This window comes from Blautia hominis (assembly GCA_002270465.1).
GTDB classification, from domain to species: domain Bacteria; phylum Bacillota; class Clostridia; order Lachnospirales; family Lachnospiraceae; genus Blautia; species Blautia hominis.
Genome location: NQOF01000010.1, coordinates 59235 through 73623 on the forward strand (window position 1 = coordinate 59235; position 14389 = coordinate 73623).

Annotated in this window: 17 protein-coding genes; 13 read left to right on the forward strand and 4 right to left on the reverse strand. The window is 47.5% G+C overall.

Annotated elements, in window-relative coordinates; translation table 11 throughout:
• Position 1 precedes the first annotated feature (1 nt).
• The 4 genes from CI595_RS23840 (at position 2) to purM (ending at position 4009) form a co-directional block, all read left to right on the forward strand.
• Positions 2-286 (forward strand): hypothetical protein, encoded by a 285-nt coding sequence (locus tag CI595_RS23840; RefSeq protein WP_095176106.1) that lies wholly within the window; start codon positions 2-4, stop codon positions 284-286.
• Between the two features lie 186 nt (positions 287-472).
• Entirely contained in the window at positions 473-1180 is a 708-nt protein-coding gene (locus CI595_RS26975) for a metallophosphoesterase family protein (RefSeq protein WP_330397480.1), read from the forward strand.
• Positions 1181-1288: 108 nt separating this feature from the next.
• Positions 1289-2617 carry an MATE family efflux transporter gene (locus tag CI595_RS23850; RefSeq protein ID WP_095176107.1) on the forward strand — a complete coding sequence of 443 codons (1329 nt, stop codon included), beginning with the start codon at positions 1289-1291 and terminating at the stop codon, positions 2615-2617.
• A 141-nt stretch (positions 2618-2758) separates the two neighbouring features.
• Positions 2759-4009 carry a phosphoribosylformylglycinamidine cyclo-ligase gene (purM, locus tag CI595_RS23855; protein ID WP_095176108.1) on the forward strand — a complete coding sequence of 417 codons (1251 nt, stop codon included), beginning with the start codon at positions 2759-2761 and terminating at the stop codon, positions 4007-4009.
• A gap of 294 nt (positions 4010-4303) precedes the next feature.
• Here the strand turns inward: purM and CI595_RS23860 are convergent, their stop codons facing one another.
• Positions 4304-5305: an NAD-dependent epimerase/dehydratase family protein gene (locus tag CI595_RS23860; RefSeq protein WP_095176109.1), complete on the reverse strand. Its 1002-nt coding sequence runs from the start codon at positions 5303-5305 to the stop codon at positions 4304-4306.
• 159 nt (positions 5306-5464) lie between these two features.
• Between CI595_RS23860 and CI595_RS23865 the strand changes: the two genes are divergently transcribed.
• From CI595_RS23865 to CI595_RS23890, 6 genes are all read left to right on the forward strand, one after another.
• Complete coding sequence (locus CI595_RS23865; protein WP_095176110.1) at positions 5465-6046, forward strand: TetR/AcrR family transcriptional regulator; 582 nt, start codon at positions 5465-5467, stop codon at positions 6044-6046.
• Between the two features lie 133 nt (positions 6047-6179).
• Positions 6180-7088 (forward strand): quinolinate synthase NadA, encoded by a 909-nt coding sequence (nadA, locus tag CI595_RS23870; RefSeq protein WP_095176111.1) that lies wholly within the window; start codon positions 6180-6182, stop codon positions 7086-7088.
• Between the two features lie 63 nt (positions 7089-7151).
• Positions 7152-8465 carry an L-aspartate oxidase gene (locus CI595_RS23875; protein ID WP_095176112.1) on the forward strand — a complete coding sequence of 438 codons (1314 nt, stop codon included), beginning with the start codon at positions 7152-7154 and terminating at the stop codon, positions 8463-8465.
• Positions 8462-9319, forward strand: coding sequence for a carboxylating nicotinate-nucleotide diphosphorylase (nadC, locus tag CI595_RS23880; protein ID WP_095176113.1), 858 nt, complete (start codon positions 8462-8464; stop codon positions 9317-9319). Before CI595_RS23875 ends, nadC begins: the two co-directional genes overlap by 4 nt.
• 95 nt (positions 9320-9414) lie before the next feature.
• Positions 9415-9939: a transcription repressor NadR gene (locus tag CI595_RS23885; protein ID WP_095176114.1), complete on the forward strand. Its 525-nt coding sequence runs from the start codon at positions 9415-9417 to the stop codon at positions 9937-9939.
• A 30-nt stretch (positions 9940-9969) separates the two neighbouring features.
• On the forward strand, positions 9970-10473 hold the full coding sequence (locus CI595_RS23890; protein WP_095176115.1) for a GreA/GreB family elongation factor: 504 nt from the start codon (positions 9970-9972) through the stop codon (positions 10471-10473).
• Between the two features lie 32 nt (positions 10474-10505).
• On the opposite strand, the gene CI595_RS23895 is transcribed toward CI595_RS23890, so the two are convergent.
• Genes CI595_RS23895 through CI595_RS23905 form a run of 3 tightly spaced genes read right to left on the reverse strand, consistent with a single transcriptional unit; the run spans position 10506 to position 11483 of the window.
• The gene (locus CI595_RS23895) at positions 10506-10802 is read right to left on the reverse strand and encodes a DUF6442 family protein (RefSeq protein WP_095176116.1); all 297 of its coding nucleotides are present in this window, start codon (positions 10800-10802) and stop codon (positions 10506-10508) included.
• Between the two features lie 50 nt (positions 10803-10852).
• Complete coding sequence (locus CI595_RS23900; protein WP_095176117.1) at positions 10853-11266, reverse strand: hypothetical protein; 414 nt, start codon at positions 11264-11266, stop codon at positions 10853-10855.
• Positions 11250-11483: a helix-turn-helix transcriptional regulator gene (locus CI595_RS23905; protein ID WP_095176118.1), complete on the reverse strand. Its 234-nt coding sequence runs from the start codon at positions 11481-11483 to the stop codon at positions 11250-11252. The genes CI595_RS23900 and CI595_RS23905 overlap by 17 nt, the downstream gene beginning before the upstream one ends.
• Positions 11484-11849: 366 nt before the next feature.
• On the opposite strand from CI595_RS23905, the gene deoC reads away from it, so the two are divergent.
• The 3 genes from deoC to CI595_RS23920 are packed head-to-tail and all read left to right on the forward strand — an operon-like array spanning position 11850 to position 14078.
• Complete coding sequence (gene deoC, locus CI595_RS23910) at positions 11850-12515, forward strand: deoxyribose-phosphate aldolase (protein WP_095176119.1); 666 nt, start codon at positions 11850-11852, stop codon at positions 12513-12515.
• Positions 12515-13243 (forward strand): Crp/Fnr family transcriptional regulator, encoded by a 729-nt coding sequence (locus tag CI595_RS23915; RefSeq protein ID WP_095176120.1) that lies wholly within the window; start codon positions 12515-12517, stop codon positions 13241-13243. The genes deoC and CI595_RS23915 overlap by 1 nt, the downstream gene beginning before the upstream one ends.
• A 16-nt stretch (positions 13244-13259) precedes the next feature.
• Positions 13260-14078, forward strand: a complete 819-nt coding sequence (locus CI595_RS23920; protein WP_095176121.1) for a purine-nucleoside phosphorylase — start codon at positions 13260-13262, stop codon at positions 14076-14078.
• The last annotated feature ends 311 nt before the right edge of the window (positions 14079-14389 follow it).

Genomic DNA, 14389 nt, shown 5'->3' on the forward strand with positions numbered 1-14389 from the left:
AATGAAAGAAAAATTATTTACTGCCATAAGCACTGTTTTGCTGATTTTCCCGTTCACAATTTTCCCTGTCCGGTCAAATCCCTGGGCATTGGAGTCGCCGGCAGCGGAAACCATCATACTGATATATATAGCGGTAATGCTGCTGGGTGGTATTTTCACCATTGTCGCCTACAACAGAGGAAAGGTTAAGAACAATCTTATGAAAATATGCCTGGTAGTCCATAGTATTTATCTGGCAGGGGGCGTAGTGCTGCTTGGCATGATGGGTGTGACCAAATTTTCATAGGCAGCAGACAGGTCCTTTACAAACAGGAGAGTTTCAGATAAGATAAAAGAAAACCGCCTTTGGCGATAGGAATTTTACTTGACTTTGTAATGCGTTCTGACGGTCCGTGCAGTGAATGCGAAGGCCTGCCGAATCCTTACAAATAACCATACAGTTGAAAAAGCTTAAATGATCGGGAGCAGTCAAATGAGAATAGCCGTTTTATCTGATACCCACGGGCTTCTTCGCCCTGAGGTGATAGAAATTGTGAATACCTGTGATGTGGTTCTCCACGGCGGGGATATCAACACGCAGAAAATTGCGGATGAACTGTCCAAAGATAAGCCCCTCTATATTGTCAGAGGCAACAATGACAAGGAATGGGCGGAACATATACCGGCGTCCCTTCGTTTTGAACTGGACGGCATCGGTTTCTATATGGTACACAACAAAAAAGAGATTCCCCTTGATTTGACGGGTGTGGACGTGGTGGTCTTTGGGCATTCCCACAAATATCTGGAGGAACGAAAAGACGGACGTCTTTTTCTCAATCCGGGAAGCTGTGGAAAGCGGCGGTTTAACCAGGAGATTACCATGGCAGTTTTAGAGTTAAAAGGCGGAGAGATAGAGGTACAGCGGATAGATATCTCCCATACGGAGCCGGCTATCCATGCGCCCCAGGAAAAGGATATCCGAAAAACGGTGGAAAATATCAGCAAAGATATGAAAAAAGGGGAAACCATAAAATATATGGCAGAAAAATACGGCTGTACTTTGGAGTTTACGGAACAGGTCTGCCGTATCATTGCCACACACCCCGGTGTGACGGGGGAGGGGATACTGAATAAAATGGAGGTGAACCGGATACAAAATCCCCCTTGCAAAACCTCCCTTATTGATGATACAATAGCATAAGCATCCGTCTGCCACCGGGTAGACGGAAAAATGCCTGAATACATTCCGGTAGGTCATGGAAGGAATGTATTTGGGCATTTTTTATCTTAAATAATAAGGAGACAGGTTATGCAGAAACAAATAAACAGAGAATTTTATAAATACATATCCCTGAACGTTCTGGGAATGCTAGGACTGTCCTGTTACATTCTGGCAGATACTTTTTTTATCTCAAAACGGCTGGGAGCAGATGGTCTGACCGCTTTGAACCTGGCTATTTCCGTATACAGTATTATGAACGGGCTGGGGTTAATGCTGGGAATCGGAGGGGCCACCCGTTTTGCCATCTGCCGGGCGCAGGGGGAGAAAGAGAAGGGAAACCAGGTCTTTGCTGCCTCAGCCGTGGCGGGGATCACCGTGGGGATAGTTCTCTTGCTCATTGGGCTTGCAGGCTCGGATGCCGTGGCAGGAATGCTGGGGGCTGAGGGGAATATTCAGAAGATGACAGGGAGTTATCTGAAGACAATTTTGGGATTCGCTCCGCTTTTCATTATGAACAACATACTCATCGCCTTTGTCAGGAACGACGGCAGCCCCCGTCTCTCCATGGCTGCTATGCTGACCGGGAGTTTTTCTAATATTGTGCTGGATTATGTGTTTTTATTTCCCTGTAATATGGGGATATTTGGGGCTGCTCTAGCAACCGGTTTTGCACCGGTTATCAGTATAGGGCTTTTGTCCCTGCATTTTATCAGGGGGAAAAATCAGTTTACCTGGAGTTCGCCTATGGGGGCACTGTGCTGCCGGGTACGTGATATCTGCAGTCTGGGGATATCTGCGTTTATCAATGAATTGTCCTCCGCTGTTGTGCTCATTGTGTTTAATCTGCTGATCCTGCATCTGGCAGGGAATACAGGGGTGGCAGCTTACGGGATCGTCGCTAATCTGGCACTGGTGGCTGTGTCTGTGTTTACCGGGATCTCTCAGGGCAGTCAGCCGCTTATCAGCCGTTTTTACGGGGAGGGCAGGAAGAAAGAGAGTGCCGCTGTGTTTGTTCGTGCCTCCATATTGGCGGGAGCTGTGGGGATTTTCTTCAGTGTTGCTGCGTTTGCTTTTACCGCAAACCTGGTTGGCATTTTTAACGGGGAAGGAAATCGTGAGCTGGCAGAGATCGCATTTTGGGGACTGAGGCTGTATTTTCTGGGCTTTTGCCCGGCTGGTGTTAACATTGTGGCAGCCGCTTATATGGGGGCAGTGGAAAAGGGAAGAGAGTCCTTTGCCATTGCCTTTGTAAGGGGCGTCGCAGCCATACTGTTTTTTGCGTTTCTTTTGTCTTTTATCTGGAAGATGGACGGTATCTGGCTGGCATTTCCGGCTGCGGAGCTTTCCACATTGCTGCTGACCGCATGGTTTTTAAAAAGATATAAAAACCCGGTTCTACCGCCGGTTGAAAAATAAAAAGAAACTCAAATATCCCGTTATTGCTGCCGCCGATAAGCCGGGGTATGATTAAGACAGAAAAAGGCCCGGAGCTTGCTTGAAAATTGTTCTTGTAAAACTATGCGTGACTCTTGGCAGGGAAAATGAGGAGGATTCATCATGCTGGACAGTGTAAAAATCGGAGGTTTTATTTCCGGAAAGAGAAAAGAACTTGGGATGACACAGCAGCAGCTTGCCGACCGTCTGAATATTTCTTTTCAGGCAGTTTCCAAGTGGGAAAACGGCAGTACATTTCCAAATGTAGAGCTGCTCCCGGAACTTTCCAAGGTCATGGAAGTGACAGTGGATGAACTGCTGGCAGGCTGCGAAAAGGACGGGGAGGAATTGTCATACAGCAAAGCCGGTGTGGACATTGCTTATACGGACACGATCAAAAAAGAGATGGCAAAGCATCTGGAGACAGGGGACAGAAGAGTCTTAAATGGACTTGGACCTTTTGCTTCCCTCTACGATATTTCTTTTCCGGAGATAAAGAACCCTGTACTGGTGCTGAAATCAGAGGAGCCTGGTTCCAAACAGAAGCTTGCCATGGAATATGGCTATACAGGTTCCATCTGCCATGACATGATCAACCATTTGGTCAATGACATTGTGGTCATGGGGGCAAAGCCCCTTGCTGTGCTGGATACCATTGTTTGCGGAAATGCGGAGAAGGATACCATAGGCGCCCTGGTCAAAGGCGTGTCGGAGGCCTGCCGGGAAAATGAATGCTCTCTTGTGGGGGGAGAGACCAGCGTGCAGCCCCAGGTGGTGGAAAAGGGCGTGTATGTACTTACGTCCAGCATTGCCGGTATTGTGGAAAAAAACAGGATCATTGACGGGTCTGCTGCGGGGGAGGGAGATGTGGTGCTGGCTCTGGCATCAAACGGGCTGCATACCAACGGATATTCCCTGGTCCGTATGCTCATGGACCGGATGCCGGAGATCAAGCTGGAAAAAGTGGAGGGAGAGACATTCATAGAACAGATCATGAAGCCTCATACCCCTTACTATAAAGCCCTGAAAGGGATATTGGGGAAGGACTGCATCCATGGCATGGCCCATATTACAGGCGGCGGAATAGAAGGCAACCTGTGCCGGGTGATTCCGGATGGGTTAAGCGCTGTCATAGACCTGGACAAGATCAAGACACTGCCTGTATTCCGTTTTATCAGGCAGTGCGGAAATATCAGTGACAGAGAAATGCTTTCCACATTTAACTGCGGCGTGGGATTTATAATGGTAGTGCAGGCAGAGGCGGCAGCACAGATCGCTGTCCATATGAACAATTATTGTGAATGCTATGAGATTGGCCGAATCCGGACAGGGGAACAGAAGGTTGTAATGGAGCACAGACTGAACTGGCAGTGATATGGCTCGTGTAACTGCCAAAGGAATATTCGGCTGCCGGCTGGGAGTTATGATTACTTTGAGATCCATGCAATATGATATAAGGCGGACGGTATCCTCCCAAGGGGTTAGGGAGGCCGTCCGCCTTTTCAGATATTGGAATTTTGTAACTGTTCAGTACCCTCACAGTTACAGGCAAAAATCCATGCAGAATCGCCTTTGGCGATGGGATTTTTGCTTGGCCGTGGTACACTTTCTTACGGTCAGCACAGTGAATGCGCAGACCTACTGAATAGTTACGAAATTTTGTCTTTTCTAGATCAGAACGCTGTGGCCTTTCTTTTTCAGCCAGGTTATAGTGTCTGCAATGGTCTGAAACAGGTCTCTTGGTTTGAAACCCAGTTCAGAGGTGGCTTTTGTGTGGTCAAAACGGTCATTGCTCTGTAAGGTATACAGAGAGTACCGGGTGTACAGAGGGCGCCGTTTCCGGATCCGGCAGATAACGCCGATCAGAGGTGCCGCCATTTTTGCCATCCACATGGGGAGGACCGGCAGGCGTCTGCCGCCGCTTAACATTTTAACCATTCTAAGTACATCTTTTATCTCATAGTGGCGGTTTGAGAGAATGTAACATTCTCCTTTCTTTCCACGTTCCAGGGCTGCCAGGCACCCGTCAGCTACATCCCGGACATCCACAAAATCGTAACCGCCGTTTACACAGGCCGGAAGGCGTCCTTCGATATAATCTGTGACCATCTGCACCAGATGATTGCCGGAGGTGTCAAAGGGTCCCAGGATTCCCGACGGATGGACAACCACGGCATCCAGGCCTTTTTGTACAGCATCCAGTACCGCTTTTGTGGCCTCGGCTTTTGTTTTGGCATAGGCGCCTTCCACCAGATCAGGGGAAAAGTCTGTTGTCTCATGCAGAACTTTCAGCTTATTCTGCTCCGGGATCGCATGTACGGAGCTTACATAGAGAAGCCTCTTTACTTTGTATTGGAAGCAGAGGGAGATGATATTTTTTGTTCCGTTTACATTAACTTCGTATAATTCCGGTGTGACATTCTCAGCAATGGAAATCATGCCTGCAGTATGTATGACAGCCAGCTCCCGGCATCCGGCATTTTCAAAAAGGGGCCGCATACTTTCCAGATCTCTTACATCACCGTGGAAATACCGGACACCGGGAATATCCGGTGCGTTTTTTCCGGGAATAAGAAGTCCCCGCACCGTTCGGTTTTGTTTTCTTAACAGGCGGATAATGGTACTGCCCAGGTGACCGTCCGCTCCTGTGACAAGATATAGTGTTTTCATAAGGAAACATCTCCTTTTTAGATACAGATATTGTATCTCTTTCTACTATTTATTATAATGAGGGGATAACAGGAAAACAATCGGCAGATTTCGGCCATTTGGATAGTTATTGAACAGAATTGGCGAAAGTGTCGGGTATGATAATAAGGAGGTCTTTCTATGGGAAAATCAGGTGACCAGCGGACCAGAATAACGAAACAGCTTATCAGAAATGCATTTATGGATCTTCTCAGCAGGAAACCCATACAAAGTATTTCCATCAGAGAATTGTGTGGGATCGCCGGTATAAACAGGGGTACATTTTACACACATTATAAAGATATCTATGATCTGCTGGAGCAGATTGAGGAGGAGATGACCAGAGAGATTGAAAAAGCGTTGGAACCGCTTCTGTCAGAGGGAAATAAGGAACTGACCCCACTGAAGATCACTACGGAAATTTTCCGCTGCCTAAAGGAAAACGCGGATTTATGCACTGTGACTTTGGGGGATTACGGGGATAAATCCTTTGCGGTACGGCTGCTCAGTCTGGGACGGGAGAAATGCGTGGAAGCTTATTCCCGGTTCTTTGCTCTGGCCACACCTAAGGAAATAGAGTATTTCTATGCATTTGCAAGTGCGGGGTGTATCGGCCTTTTGGAGGAATGGCTCAGAGAGGGCATGGTGACAGGGGCAGAGGAGATCGCGGCCATGGCTGAAGATATGATGATGTATGGGGTTGGATGCCTGAAAAAAAGATAATGTGTTAAGGAGGAGATTGTACACGGTGCAGTCTCTTTTTGTATGAATTACAGTACAATTTTACAACTGTCTTGTCAGATGTAAAGGAAAGTTGTATAATGTTAAAAATTCGTAAAATTGAGGAGGAGAAACCGTGGATTCCATTTATCGGGAAATCGAGGAACTGAAGAAAGAGAAGGACGCAGTGATCCTTGCCCATTACTATGTGCCGGGAGAGGTGCAGGCATGTGCAGATTATATTGGAGATTCTTTTTATCTGAGCAAGATTGCCACAAAGCTGGAAGCCAGCACCCTGGTTTTTGCCGGTGTGACCTTCATGGGGGAGAGTGCAAAAATACTGAATCCAGAGAAGACCGTACTTATGCCGGATACCACAGCAGATTGCCCTATGGCCCATATGGCGGATGTTCATAAGATTGAAAAAATGAGAGAAGAATATGAAGACCTGGCAGTTGTCTGCTATATCAATTCCAGTGCTGCGTTAAAGACATATTCGGATGTATGTGTGACTTCCTCCAATGCAGTGGAGATTGTAAAGAAGCTGCCTAACAAAAATATCTTTTTTATTCCGGATGAAAACCTGGGAAGTTATGTGGCGAAGCAGGTACCGGAAAAAAATGTGATTCTCAATGACGGTTACTGCTATGTACATAAAGAAGTGAAGAAGGAGCAGGTGGAGGAAATGAAACGCCTGCATCCAGGTGTGGAGTTTTTAGTGCATCCTGAGTGCACCAAGGAAGTTCTGGAGCTTGCAGATTATATCGGCAGCACATCAGGTATCATTGATTATGCCACAAAGAGTGAAAGAAAGGAATTTATGATCGGAACAGAGAACGGCGTACTGTATGAACTGCAGCAGAAGAACCCGGACAAGAAGTTCTATACCGTTCCCGGCGGACAGACCTGCGCTTCCATGAAAAAAGTGACGCTGGAAAAGGTCCGTGACTGCCTGAAATATAATAAAGGAGAGGTAAGCGTGGATGACAGCCTCCGAAGCCGGGCAAATGTGCCTTTGAACCGGATGCTGGAGACTGCAAAGTAGATGGAACCTGCACGTTCCTTTAAGGAGGGGCAGGCTGCGGAAGGAAAGAAGGTTTAGGAGAAAATGGAAAGAAAAAAAACAGATATCGTGATCGTTGGTACAGGTGTTGCGGGGCTGTTTGCAGCGCTTCATCTGCCAAAAGAGAAACAGATTCTGATGCTGACAAAGGATGACCTGGAGAACAGCGATTCTTTTCTGGCGCAGGGGGGCATCTGTGTCCTGCGGGATGAAAAGGACTATGATCTGTTCATGGAGGATACCCTGAAGGCCGGGCATTACGAGAACCGGAGGGAATCCGTGGATGTGATGATCCGTTCCTCCAGAGAGGTGATCGAGGAACTAATCGCCTGTGGTGTGGATTTTAACCGCAGGGAAGGAGAGCTTGCCTATACCAGGGAAGGGGCCCATTCCCAGCCCAGGATCTTGTATCACAAGGATATCACAGGAAAAGAGATCACCACCAGACTGCTGGAGGCTGTTCAGAAACTCCCCAATGTAAAAATTTTGACACAGACAACGATGATTGATATACTGGAGGAGAACAACCGGTGTTATGGTATTGTGGCCCGGAAAGAGGACGGCAGTGTGTTTGGAGTCACTGCCCAGGACACGATCTGGGCTTGCGGGGGGATCGGCGGACTTTATGAGCATTCCACCAATTTCCCACACTTGACCGGTGACGCCCTGGCAATTGCACTGAAACATGATATCGAGCTGGAGCATCCGGATTACGTGCAGATTCACCCTACAACCTTATATTCCAGGAAACCGGGGCGCCGATTCCTTATATCCGAATCCGTGCGCGGGGAAGGTGCCAGATTGTACAATGCCAATATGGAACGTTTTGCCAATGAGGTTCTGCCTCGGGATGTCCTTGCGGACGCGATCCACAGACAGATGGAAATAGATCACAAGCCTTATGTGTGGCTGGACATGCGCCCTCTTGGGGAAGATGAGATCATGTCACATTTTCCGAATATTTTTGAACGGTGCCTGGAGGAAGGGTACGATGTGAGGAAAGAGTGCATTCCTGTGGTGCCTGCACAGCATTATTTTATGGGCGGCGTGAAAGTGGACCTGGACAGCAGGACCACGATGGAAAATCTCTACGCAGCAGGAGAGACAAGCTGTAACGGTGTTCACGGGGCCAACCGTCTGGCCAGTAATTCCCTGCTGGAAAGTCTGGTATTCGCAAAACGTGCAGCTCTGCGTATTTCTGCCCGTGAAGCGCAGGAAAATGGAGAGATGTGCCAGGAAAGGGCAGCTATGCTTCTGACAAAAGCAGAGAGAGAAGGTTTTCCAAGGCAGGAAGAGCTTCAGAGAATGTATGGCGAGAGTGTTTTGAAAGAAATCGAAAGGGTGAAAAAAGCGGGATGAATCAGATTACAATGAAATTAAATGCAGACCATCTTATTATGCAGGCTCTGCAGGAGGATATCACAAGTGAGGATATTACCACCAATGCGGTGATGCGGGAAGCGTGTCCGGGCGAGGTACAGCTTATCTGTAAACAGGACGGAGTGGTTGCCGGACTTGATGTTTTTAAACGAGTATTTGAGCTGCTGGATGAAAAGACAGAAGTGGAATTCTATGTAAAAGACGGAGAACGGGTGAAGAGCGGCCAGCTTATGGCAACACTGCACGGGGATATCCGTGTGCTTCTCTCCGGGGAACGTGTGGCTTTGAACTATCTGCAGAGAATGAGCGGAATTGCCAGCTACACAAGACAGATTGCTGATCTGCTTGCGGGAAGCAAGACAAAGCTCCTTGATACCAGAAAGACAACACCGAATATGCGTGTCTTTGAAAAATATGCAGTCAAAGTAGGCGGCGGCTATAATCACAGATACAATCTGTCTGATGGGATTTTATTAAAGGACAATCATATCGGGGCAGCAGGGAGTGTGAGAAAAGCCGTGGAGATGGCAAAGGAGTATGCTCCTTTTGTGCGTAAGATCGAGGTGGAAGTAGAGGATCTGGATATGGTGAAGGAGGCCGTGGAAGCAGGGGCTGATATCATCATGCTTGACAATATGACCCCGGAGATGATGAAGGAAGCGATCCGGATCATTGACGGAAAAGCGGAAACCGAGTGTTCCGGCAATGTGACTAGGGAAAATGTGGAGCGGCTGGTATCTATCGGTGTGGATTATATTTCCAGCGGGGCCTTGACCCATTCCGCGCCGATCCTGGATATTTCTTTGAAAAATCTGCATCCCGTGTCCTGTTAAGCCGACCAGTGCTGCCCGGGAGTATGGAATCAGAGGATGTGGAAAAGATATAGGATAAGCACCGCAAAAGGACAGTGAGAAAGGATTAGTGGAGGATGAACGGCGAAAAACGCAGACAGGAAATTTTAGGATATATCAGGCGCAGCCCGGAACCTGTTTCCGGCACAAAGCTGGCACAGCGGTTCCAGGTCAGCCGCCAGGTGATCGTGCAGGATATTGCACTTTTACGGGCGCAGAATCAGGATATTCTTTCCACACACCGGGGTTATGTATTTCACGCACCGGTGTTTGCGAGCCGTGTGTTTTATGTATGCCATAAGGACAGTGAGATTTTGGAAGAGCTGAATTTGATCGTAGACTGCGGAGGCAAGGTGGAGGATGTGTTCATATGCCATGAGGTTTACGGCCAGCTTCGGGCTGAGCTGTCTGTTGACTCCAGAAAAAAAGCTGCAGAGTTTGTAAAAGGCATTCAGGGCGGAAAATCCAGCCCTTTGAAGAACATAACATCCGGCTATCATTATCACACGGTTCTAGCGGACAGTGAGCAGACTCTGGACGAGATAGGGGCAGAACTTATGAAACGCGGTTTTCTGGCTAAGGCGGGAACCAAAATATCATAACCGGGAATACAGGTAAAGGGGCAGAGAGATATGCGCGAACAGCTCACTGAGAGTGATGTAAAGAAAATTCAGGAGGAGATCGAATACCGGAAGCTGGTGGTCAGAAAAGAAGCCATAGAGGCTGTGAAAGAGGCCAGGGCTCAGGGGGACCTGAGTGAAAATTTTGAATACTATGCGGCAAAAAAAGATAAGAACAAGAACGAGAGCCGTATCCGGTATCTGGAAAGAATGCTGAAGACCGCTGCCATTGTGAAGGATAATTCCGGAAATGACCAGGTGGGAATCAACAATGTGGTGGAAATTTTCTATGAGGAGGATGACGAGACAGAGACATACAAACTGGTAACGTCCATCCGAGGCAACTCTCTTGACAATAAGATCAGTATAGAATCGCCTCTTGGAAAAGCCATCCGGGGTCACCGGGAGGGAGACCGGGTCATGGTGAAGGTCAATGACACGGTAAGTTATCCGGTGGTGATCAAATCTATTGTAAAGACAACAGAAGACGAGGATGACCAGATCAGGAGTTTTTAAGGCTGGCCGGCCAATTTGGGGCCGGCCTTTTTCTAACCCGTAATGATAAACCAGACGATCAACAGGATCCCTATCACCAGGGAAGCGATACCGACCTGCATATATGGTTTTTCTTCATACTGCGTATGCTGATAAAACATTTCAAAGGCAAGGGCGAAAAATAAGATGGATAAACTACCGATCCAGGCGGAATTGCCTTTGATAAGACATATAATTGTAAAGATCTGGGTTACTGTGGCAACATATTCAAGCGCATAACTTTTTGACTGTGTCTCGATCATTTTATCACGTTCGTCCTTAATGGGACGCGGTCTTGGTGTTTTTCTCATAAAATCGTTCCTTCCTATTATTTTATTTGGCTCCCTTCGGTGACGTATACCTATTCGTTTTTTTCAAAATAGATATTAATGCACAGAAAAGCAATAAAAATGAAAACGGTAACCGCACAAAGAGTCATGGAGATAATTAGAAAAGAGGATGCTTTCCATGCACTATAAGCGATCAGAAATAGAAATGTAAAAGTGCATAAAACATAATTAGTAATTTTTAATAATAGATGGCTGGTTCTCATGGTCAGATACAGATCTCTTTCGTCAGCAGTATCTTCCAGTTCTTCTAAAATCCCTTTTTTAGTAAAAGCGTTATTCAAATTCGTTAATGAGAATACGATCAGGAGTATGGATGAGATAAAAAACCTCTGTTCTTTTGAAATAACATAAAAGATGATACTTGCCATACCCAGTAAAAAAGTTATGATACCTGCAGCAAATCCACGCCTATTCTTTATCTTCATATTCCAAATCCTCCATTTCTTTATTTTCCTTTAGACAGCATAAATCCTCAACTGTTGTGCCAAATACTTGGGCCATTCGGTAGGCAAGCATAAGGGACGGACTGTATTGTTCCTTTTCAATAGAAATGACCGTCCGGTTGGACACATGAACAAGCTCAGCGAGCTGCTGTTGGGTTAATCCTCTGGATATTCGTAATTCCCGTACTTTTGTTTTCATATTCCACCCACCATCTATGTGAAGTTAACTTCGTATGAAGCTAACTTCATAATATGACAGGAGGAAAAGAATGTCAATACTAATGTGAAATGAACTTCACATAGACATAACGCCAAAAGTAAACGTAAAAAAGACTTTAGTCCTTTTTTCGGAGTGGAAAATGCATTATAATATAAAACATACCCTGTAGAGCATCTGGTAACTTATACAGCAGGATGAGTTTGGGGATTTGGTTATCTGCCCAGAGGTGTACCGGATACTGGCATGATGGATCTCCGGTAAGACTTTGCAGTAATATGGATAAGCAGGTTTGCCTGTAAGCCATCGTGTCAGTATACCGGCAATAGTGAAAGTGAGGAAAGCAAAATGACAGAGAGAGAAATTTTAAGGCATGTGGATCATACGCTTTTAAAAGCATATGCTTCCTGGGAGGAAATACAGAGATTGTGCGATGAGGCTGTCTGCTACCAGACTGCCTCGGTCTGCGTTCCACCCTGTTATGTAAAAAGAATTCATGATACCTACGGGGAGAAGATCAATATTTGCACCGTTATCGGTTTTCCCCTGGGCTACAGTACCACAAAGGCAAAGGCAGCGGAGACAGAACAGGCGCTTCAGGACGGTGCGGCAGAGGTGGATATGGTGATCAATATCACGGATGTTAAGAACGGGGATTTTGATGCTGTGAAGAGGGAAATCCGCACATTAAAAGAAATTGCAGGTGATAAGATCCTAAAGGTGATCATTGAAACCTGTTATCTCACAAAAGAAGAGAAGACAGCCATGTGTCATGCTGTGACAGAGGCAGGCGCGGATTATATCAAGACCTCCACAGGATTTGGGACCGGGGGTGCAGTTCTGGAGGATATCCTGCTCTTCAAAGAGCACATTGGCAGAAATGTAAAAATAAAAGCAGCCGGCGGTGTGAGAAGTGTGGAGGACATGGAGGCATTTTTGGAAGCGGGATGTGACAGGATTGGAACAAGCTCTGCGGTCAAACTGATCCAGGGACAGGAGACGAAGGGATATTAATGGAACAGAAGTATCTGTATCAGGCGCTGCCTTTTCTGCGGGAGCTGGATAAGAGAAGGCGGGAACTTTTTGAGGCGTATTTCGAGACGGCTCCGGTTTGGCTCATGGATTCTTTTCAGATAGAGGTGCTGGAGAAGGGCGTTACCTTTGTCCGGGAGAATACACCTGTAGAAACGGTTTATATTGTGGGGCAGGGAAGTATTCGGGCAGTGGATTACCGAATCTATGGCATTGCCTATGATTTTATGCGGTTTGACGGTGTGTATGCCATGGGCGGTATGGAAGTGATCATGGATCTGAGTGAATATCGGACAACACTGGAGACAGTGACAGAGTGCACAGTGATAAAGATTCCCAGAGCAAAATTTGAACGATGGCTGAAAACGGATATCCGTGCCCTAAAACAGGAGGCAAAACTCATGGGAGAGTATTTGCTGGAGCAGGGACGGAACAGCAGGGCGTATTTGTTCCTGCAGGGAGCTGACAGGCTGGCCATGCTTTTTACAGAGCGGTATCAGCGTTATGCGAAGCAGGATGTTTACCGGATCAGAAGCACGAGACAGGAATTGGCAGAGGCTTCGGGCCTGTGTGTGAAGACGATCAACCGTGCGGTTAAGAAGTTTCAGGATGAGGGACTGATATCCAGGGAAGGTAATTCTATCTTGATAAGCAGAGAACAGTATGAGAGGATGCAGGCCATGGTTTCCTCCGTGGTTGAACAGGAATGAAAGGAAGGGTGAAATTATGAATCAGGCAGAAGAAAAGTTATTCAGGTGTTTGGAAAGTGTTAAGAAGAGAACAGGATTTAAGCCGGAGGTGGCGCTGGTCCTGGGGTCCGGACTGGGAGATTATGCGGATGGGATCCGGATCGAGGATACCGTGGATTATAAGGATATTGAGGGATTTCCAACCTCCACAGTGGAGGGGCATAAGGGAAGATTTGTGTTCGGATATGTGGGGAAGGTGCCTGTGGTGATCATGCAGGGACGTGTTCATTATTATGAAGGGTATCCTATGACGGATGTGGTGCTTCCTGTGAGACTGATGGGGCTTTTGGGGGCGAAAAAACTGATTCTCACCAATGCGGCAGGGGGAGTGAATTTTGATTTTGAACCCGGGGATTTTATGCTGATCCGTGACCATATCACCACGGCGGTGCCCAGTCCTTTGATTGGGGCAAATATGGATAAATTGGGGCCAAGATTTCCGGATATGAGTGAGGTTTACAGCGTGCGCATGCAGAAAGTGGTGAAGGAGGCGGCATGTAAGCTGGGGATTTCTCTGAAAGAAGGGGTTTATATGCAGTTTAGCGGACCGAATTATGAGACTCCGGCGGAAATCCGTATGTGCAGAGTGTGGGGGGCTGATGCGGCTGGGATGAGTACCGCATGTGAGGCTATGGCTGCACGGCATATGGGGATGGAAGTGTGCGGGATTTCCTGTATTACGAATCAGGCTGCGGGGATGGGGAAGAAGTTGGATCATGCGGAGGTGCAGGAGACGGCGGATAGGGTTTCGCGGGAGTTTGCGGGGCTTGTTACGGAGGTTATAGGGGGGATTTAGACAGGGCAATGTTATAGGGGGGCGGATTATGGCGGATGGTGGACGGCAGGCGAGGCGGCGCAGCAGGGGCGGGAGGCAGAGATACAGCCTGGCTCCTGGCTGCGCTCCCCTCAGCTAACTTGCTCCCAGCTGCTAAATTCGTCGGCAATGGCCTCCTCATTAATCAGCTGCGGCAAGTGGATCTTCGGCTCGCTCCGCTTGACACTCGCCAGCCTGTATCTCTGCCTCCCGCCCCTGCTGCGCCGCCTCGCCTGCCTGGGGTTGGAATGCGGGACATAAGGATGCGGGGATGATAGGGACTGGAATGCGGG

Coding starts and splice junctions, on each gene's coding strand:
- nadC (WP_095176113.1), top strand. CDS start 8,462: ATGAATCAGATTACAATGAAATTAAATGCAGACCATCTTATTATGCAG.
- CI595_RS23885 (WP_095176114.1), top strand. CDS start 9,415: ATGAACGGCGAAAAACGCAGACAGGAAATTTTAGGATATATCAGGCGC.
- CI595_RS23875 (WP_095176112.1), top strand. CDS start 7,152: ATGGAAAGAAAAAAAACAGATATCGTGATCGTTGGTACAGGTGTTGCG.
- CI595_RS23905 (WP_095176118.1), bottom strand. CDS start 11,483: ATGAAAACAAAAGTACGGGAATTACGAATATCCAGAGGATTAACCCAA.
- CI595_RS23840 (WP_095176106.1), top strand. CDS start 2: ATGAAAGAAAAATTATTTACTGCCATAAGCACTGTTTTGCTGATTTTC.
- CI595_RS26975 (WP_330397480.1), top strand. CDS start 473: ATGAGAATAGCCGTTTTATCTGATACCCACGGGCTTCTTCGCCCTGAG.
- CI595_RS23900 (WP_095176117.1), bottom strand. CDS start 11,266: ATGAAGATAAAGAATAGGCGTGGATTTGCTGCAGGTATCATAACTTTT.
- deoC (WP_095176119.1), top strand. CDS start 11,850: ATGACAGAGAGAGAAATTTTAAGGCATGTGGATCATACGCTTTTAAAA.
- purM (WP_095176108.1), top strand. CDS start 2,759: ATGCTGGACAGTGTAAAAATCGGAGGTTTTATTTCCGGAAAGAGAAAA.
- CI595_RS23895 (WP_095176116.1), bottom strand. CDS start 10,802: ATGAGAAAAACACCAAGACCGCGTCCCATTAAGGACGAACGTGATAAA.
- CI595_RS23865 (WP_095176110.1), top strand. CDS start 5,465: ATGGGAAAATCAGGTGACCAGCGGACCAGAATAACGAAACAGCTTATC.
- CI595_RS23915 (WP_095176120.1), top strand. CDS start 12,515: ATGGAACAGAAGTATCTGTATCAGGCGCTGCCTTTTCTGCGGGAGCTG.
- CI595_RS23860 (WP_095176109.1), bottom strand. CDS start 5,305: ATGAAAACACTATATCTTGTCACAGGAGCGGACGGTCACCTGGGCAGT.
- CI595_RS23920 (WP_095176121.1), top strand. CDS start 13,260: ATGAATCAGGCAGAAGAAAAGTTATTCAGGTGTTTGGAAAGTGTTAAG.
- CI595_RS23890 (WP_095176115.1), top strand. CDS start 9,970: ATGCGCGAACAGCTCACTGAGAGTGATGTAAAGAAAATTCAGGAGGAG.
- CI595_RS23850 (WP_095176107.1), top strand. CDS start 1,289: ATGCAGAAACAAATAAACAGAGAATTTTATAAATACATATCCCTGAAC.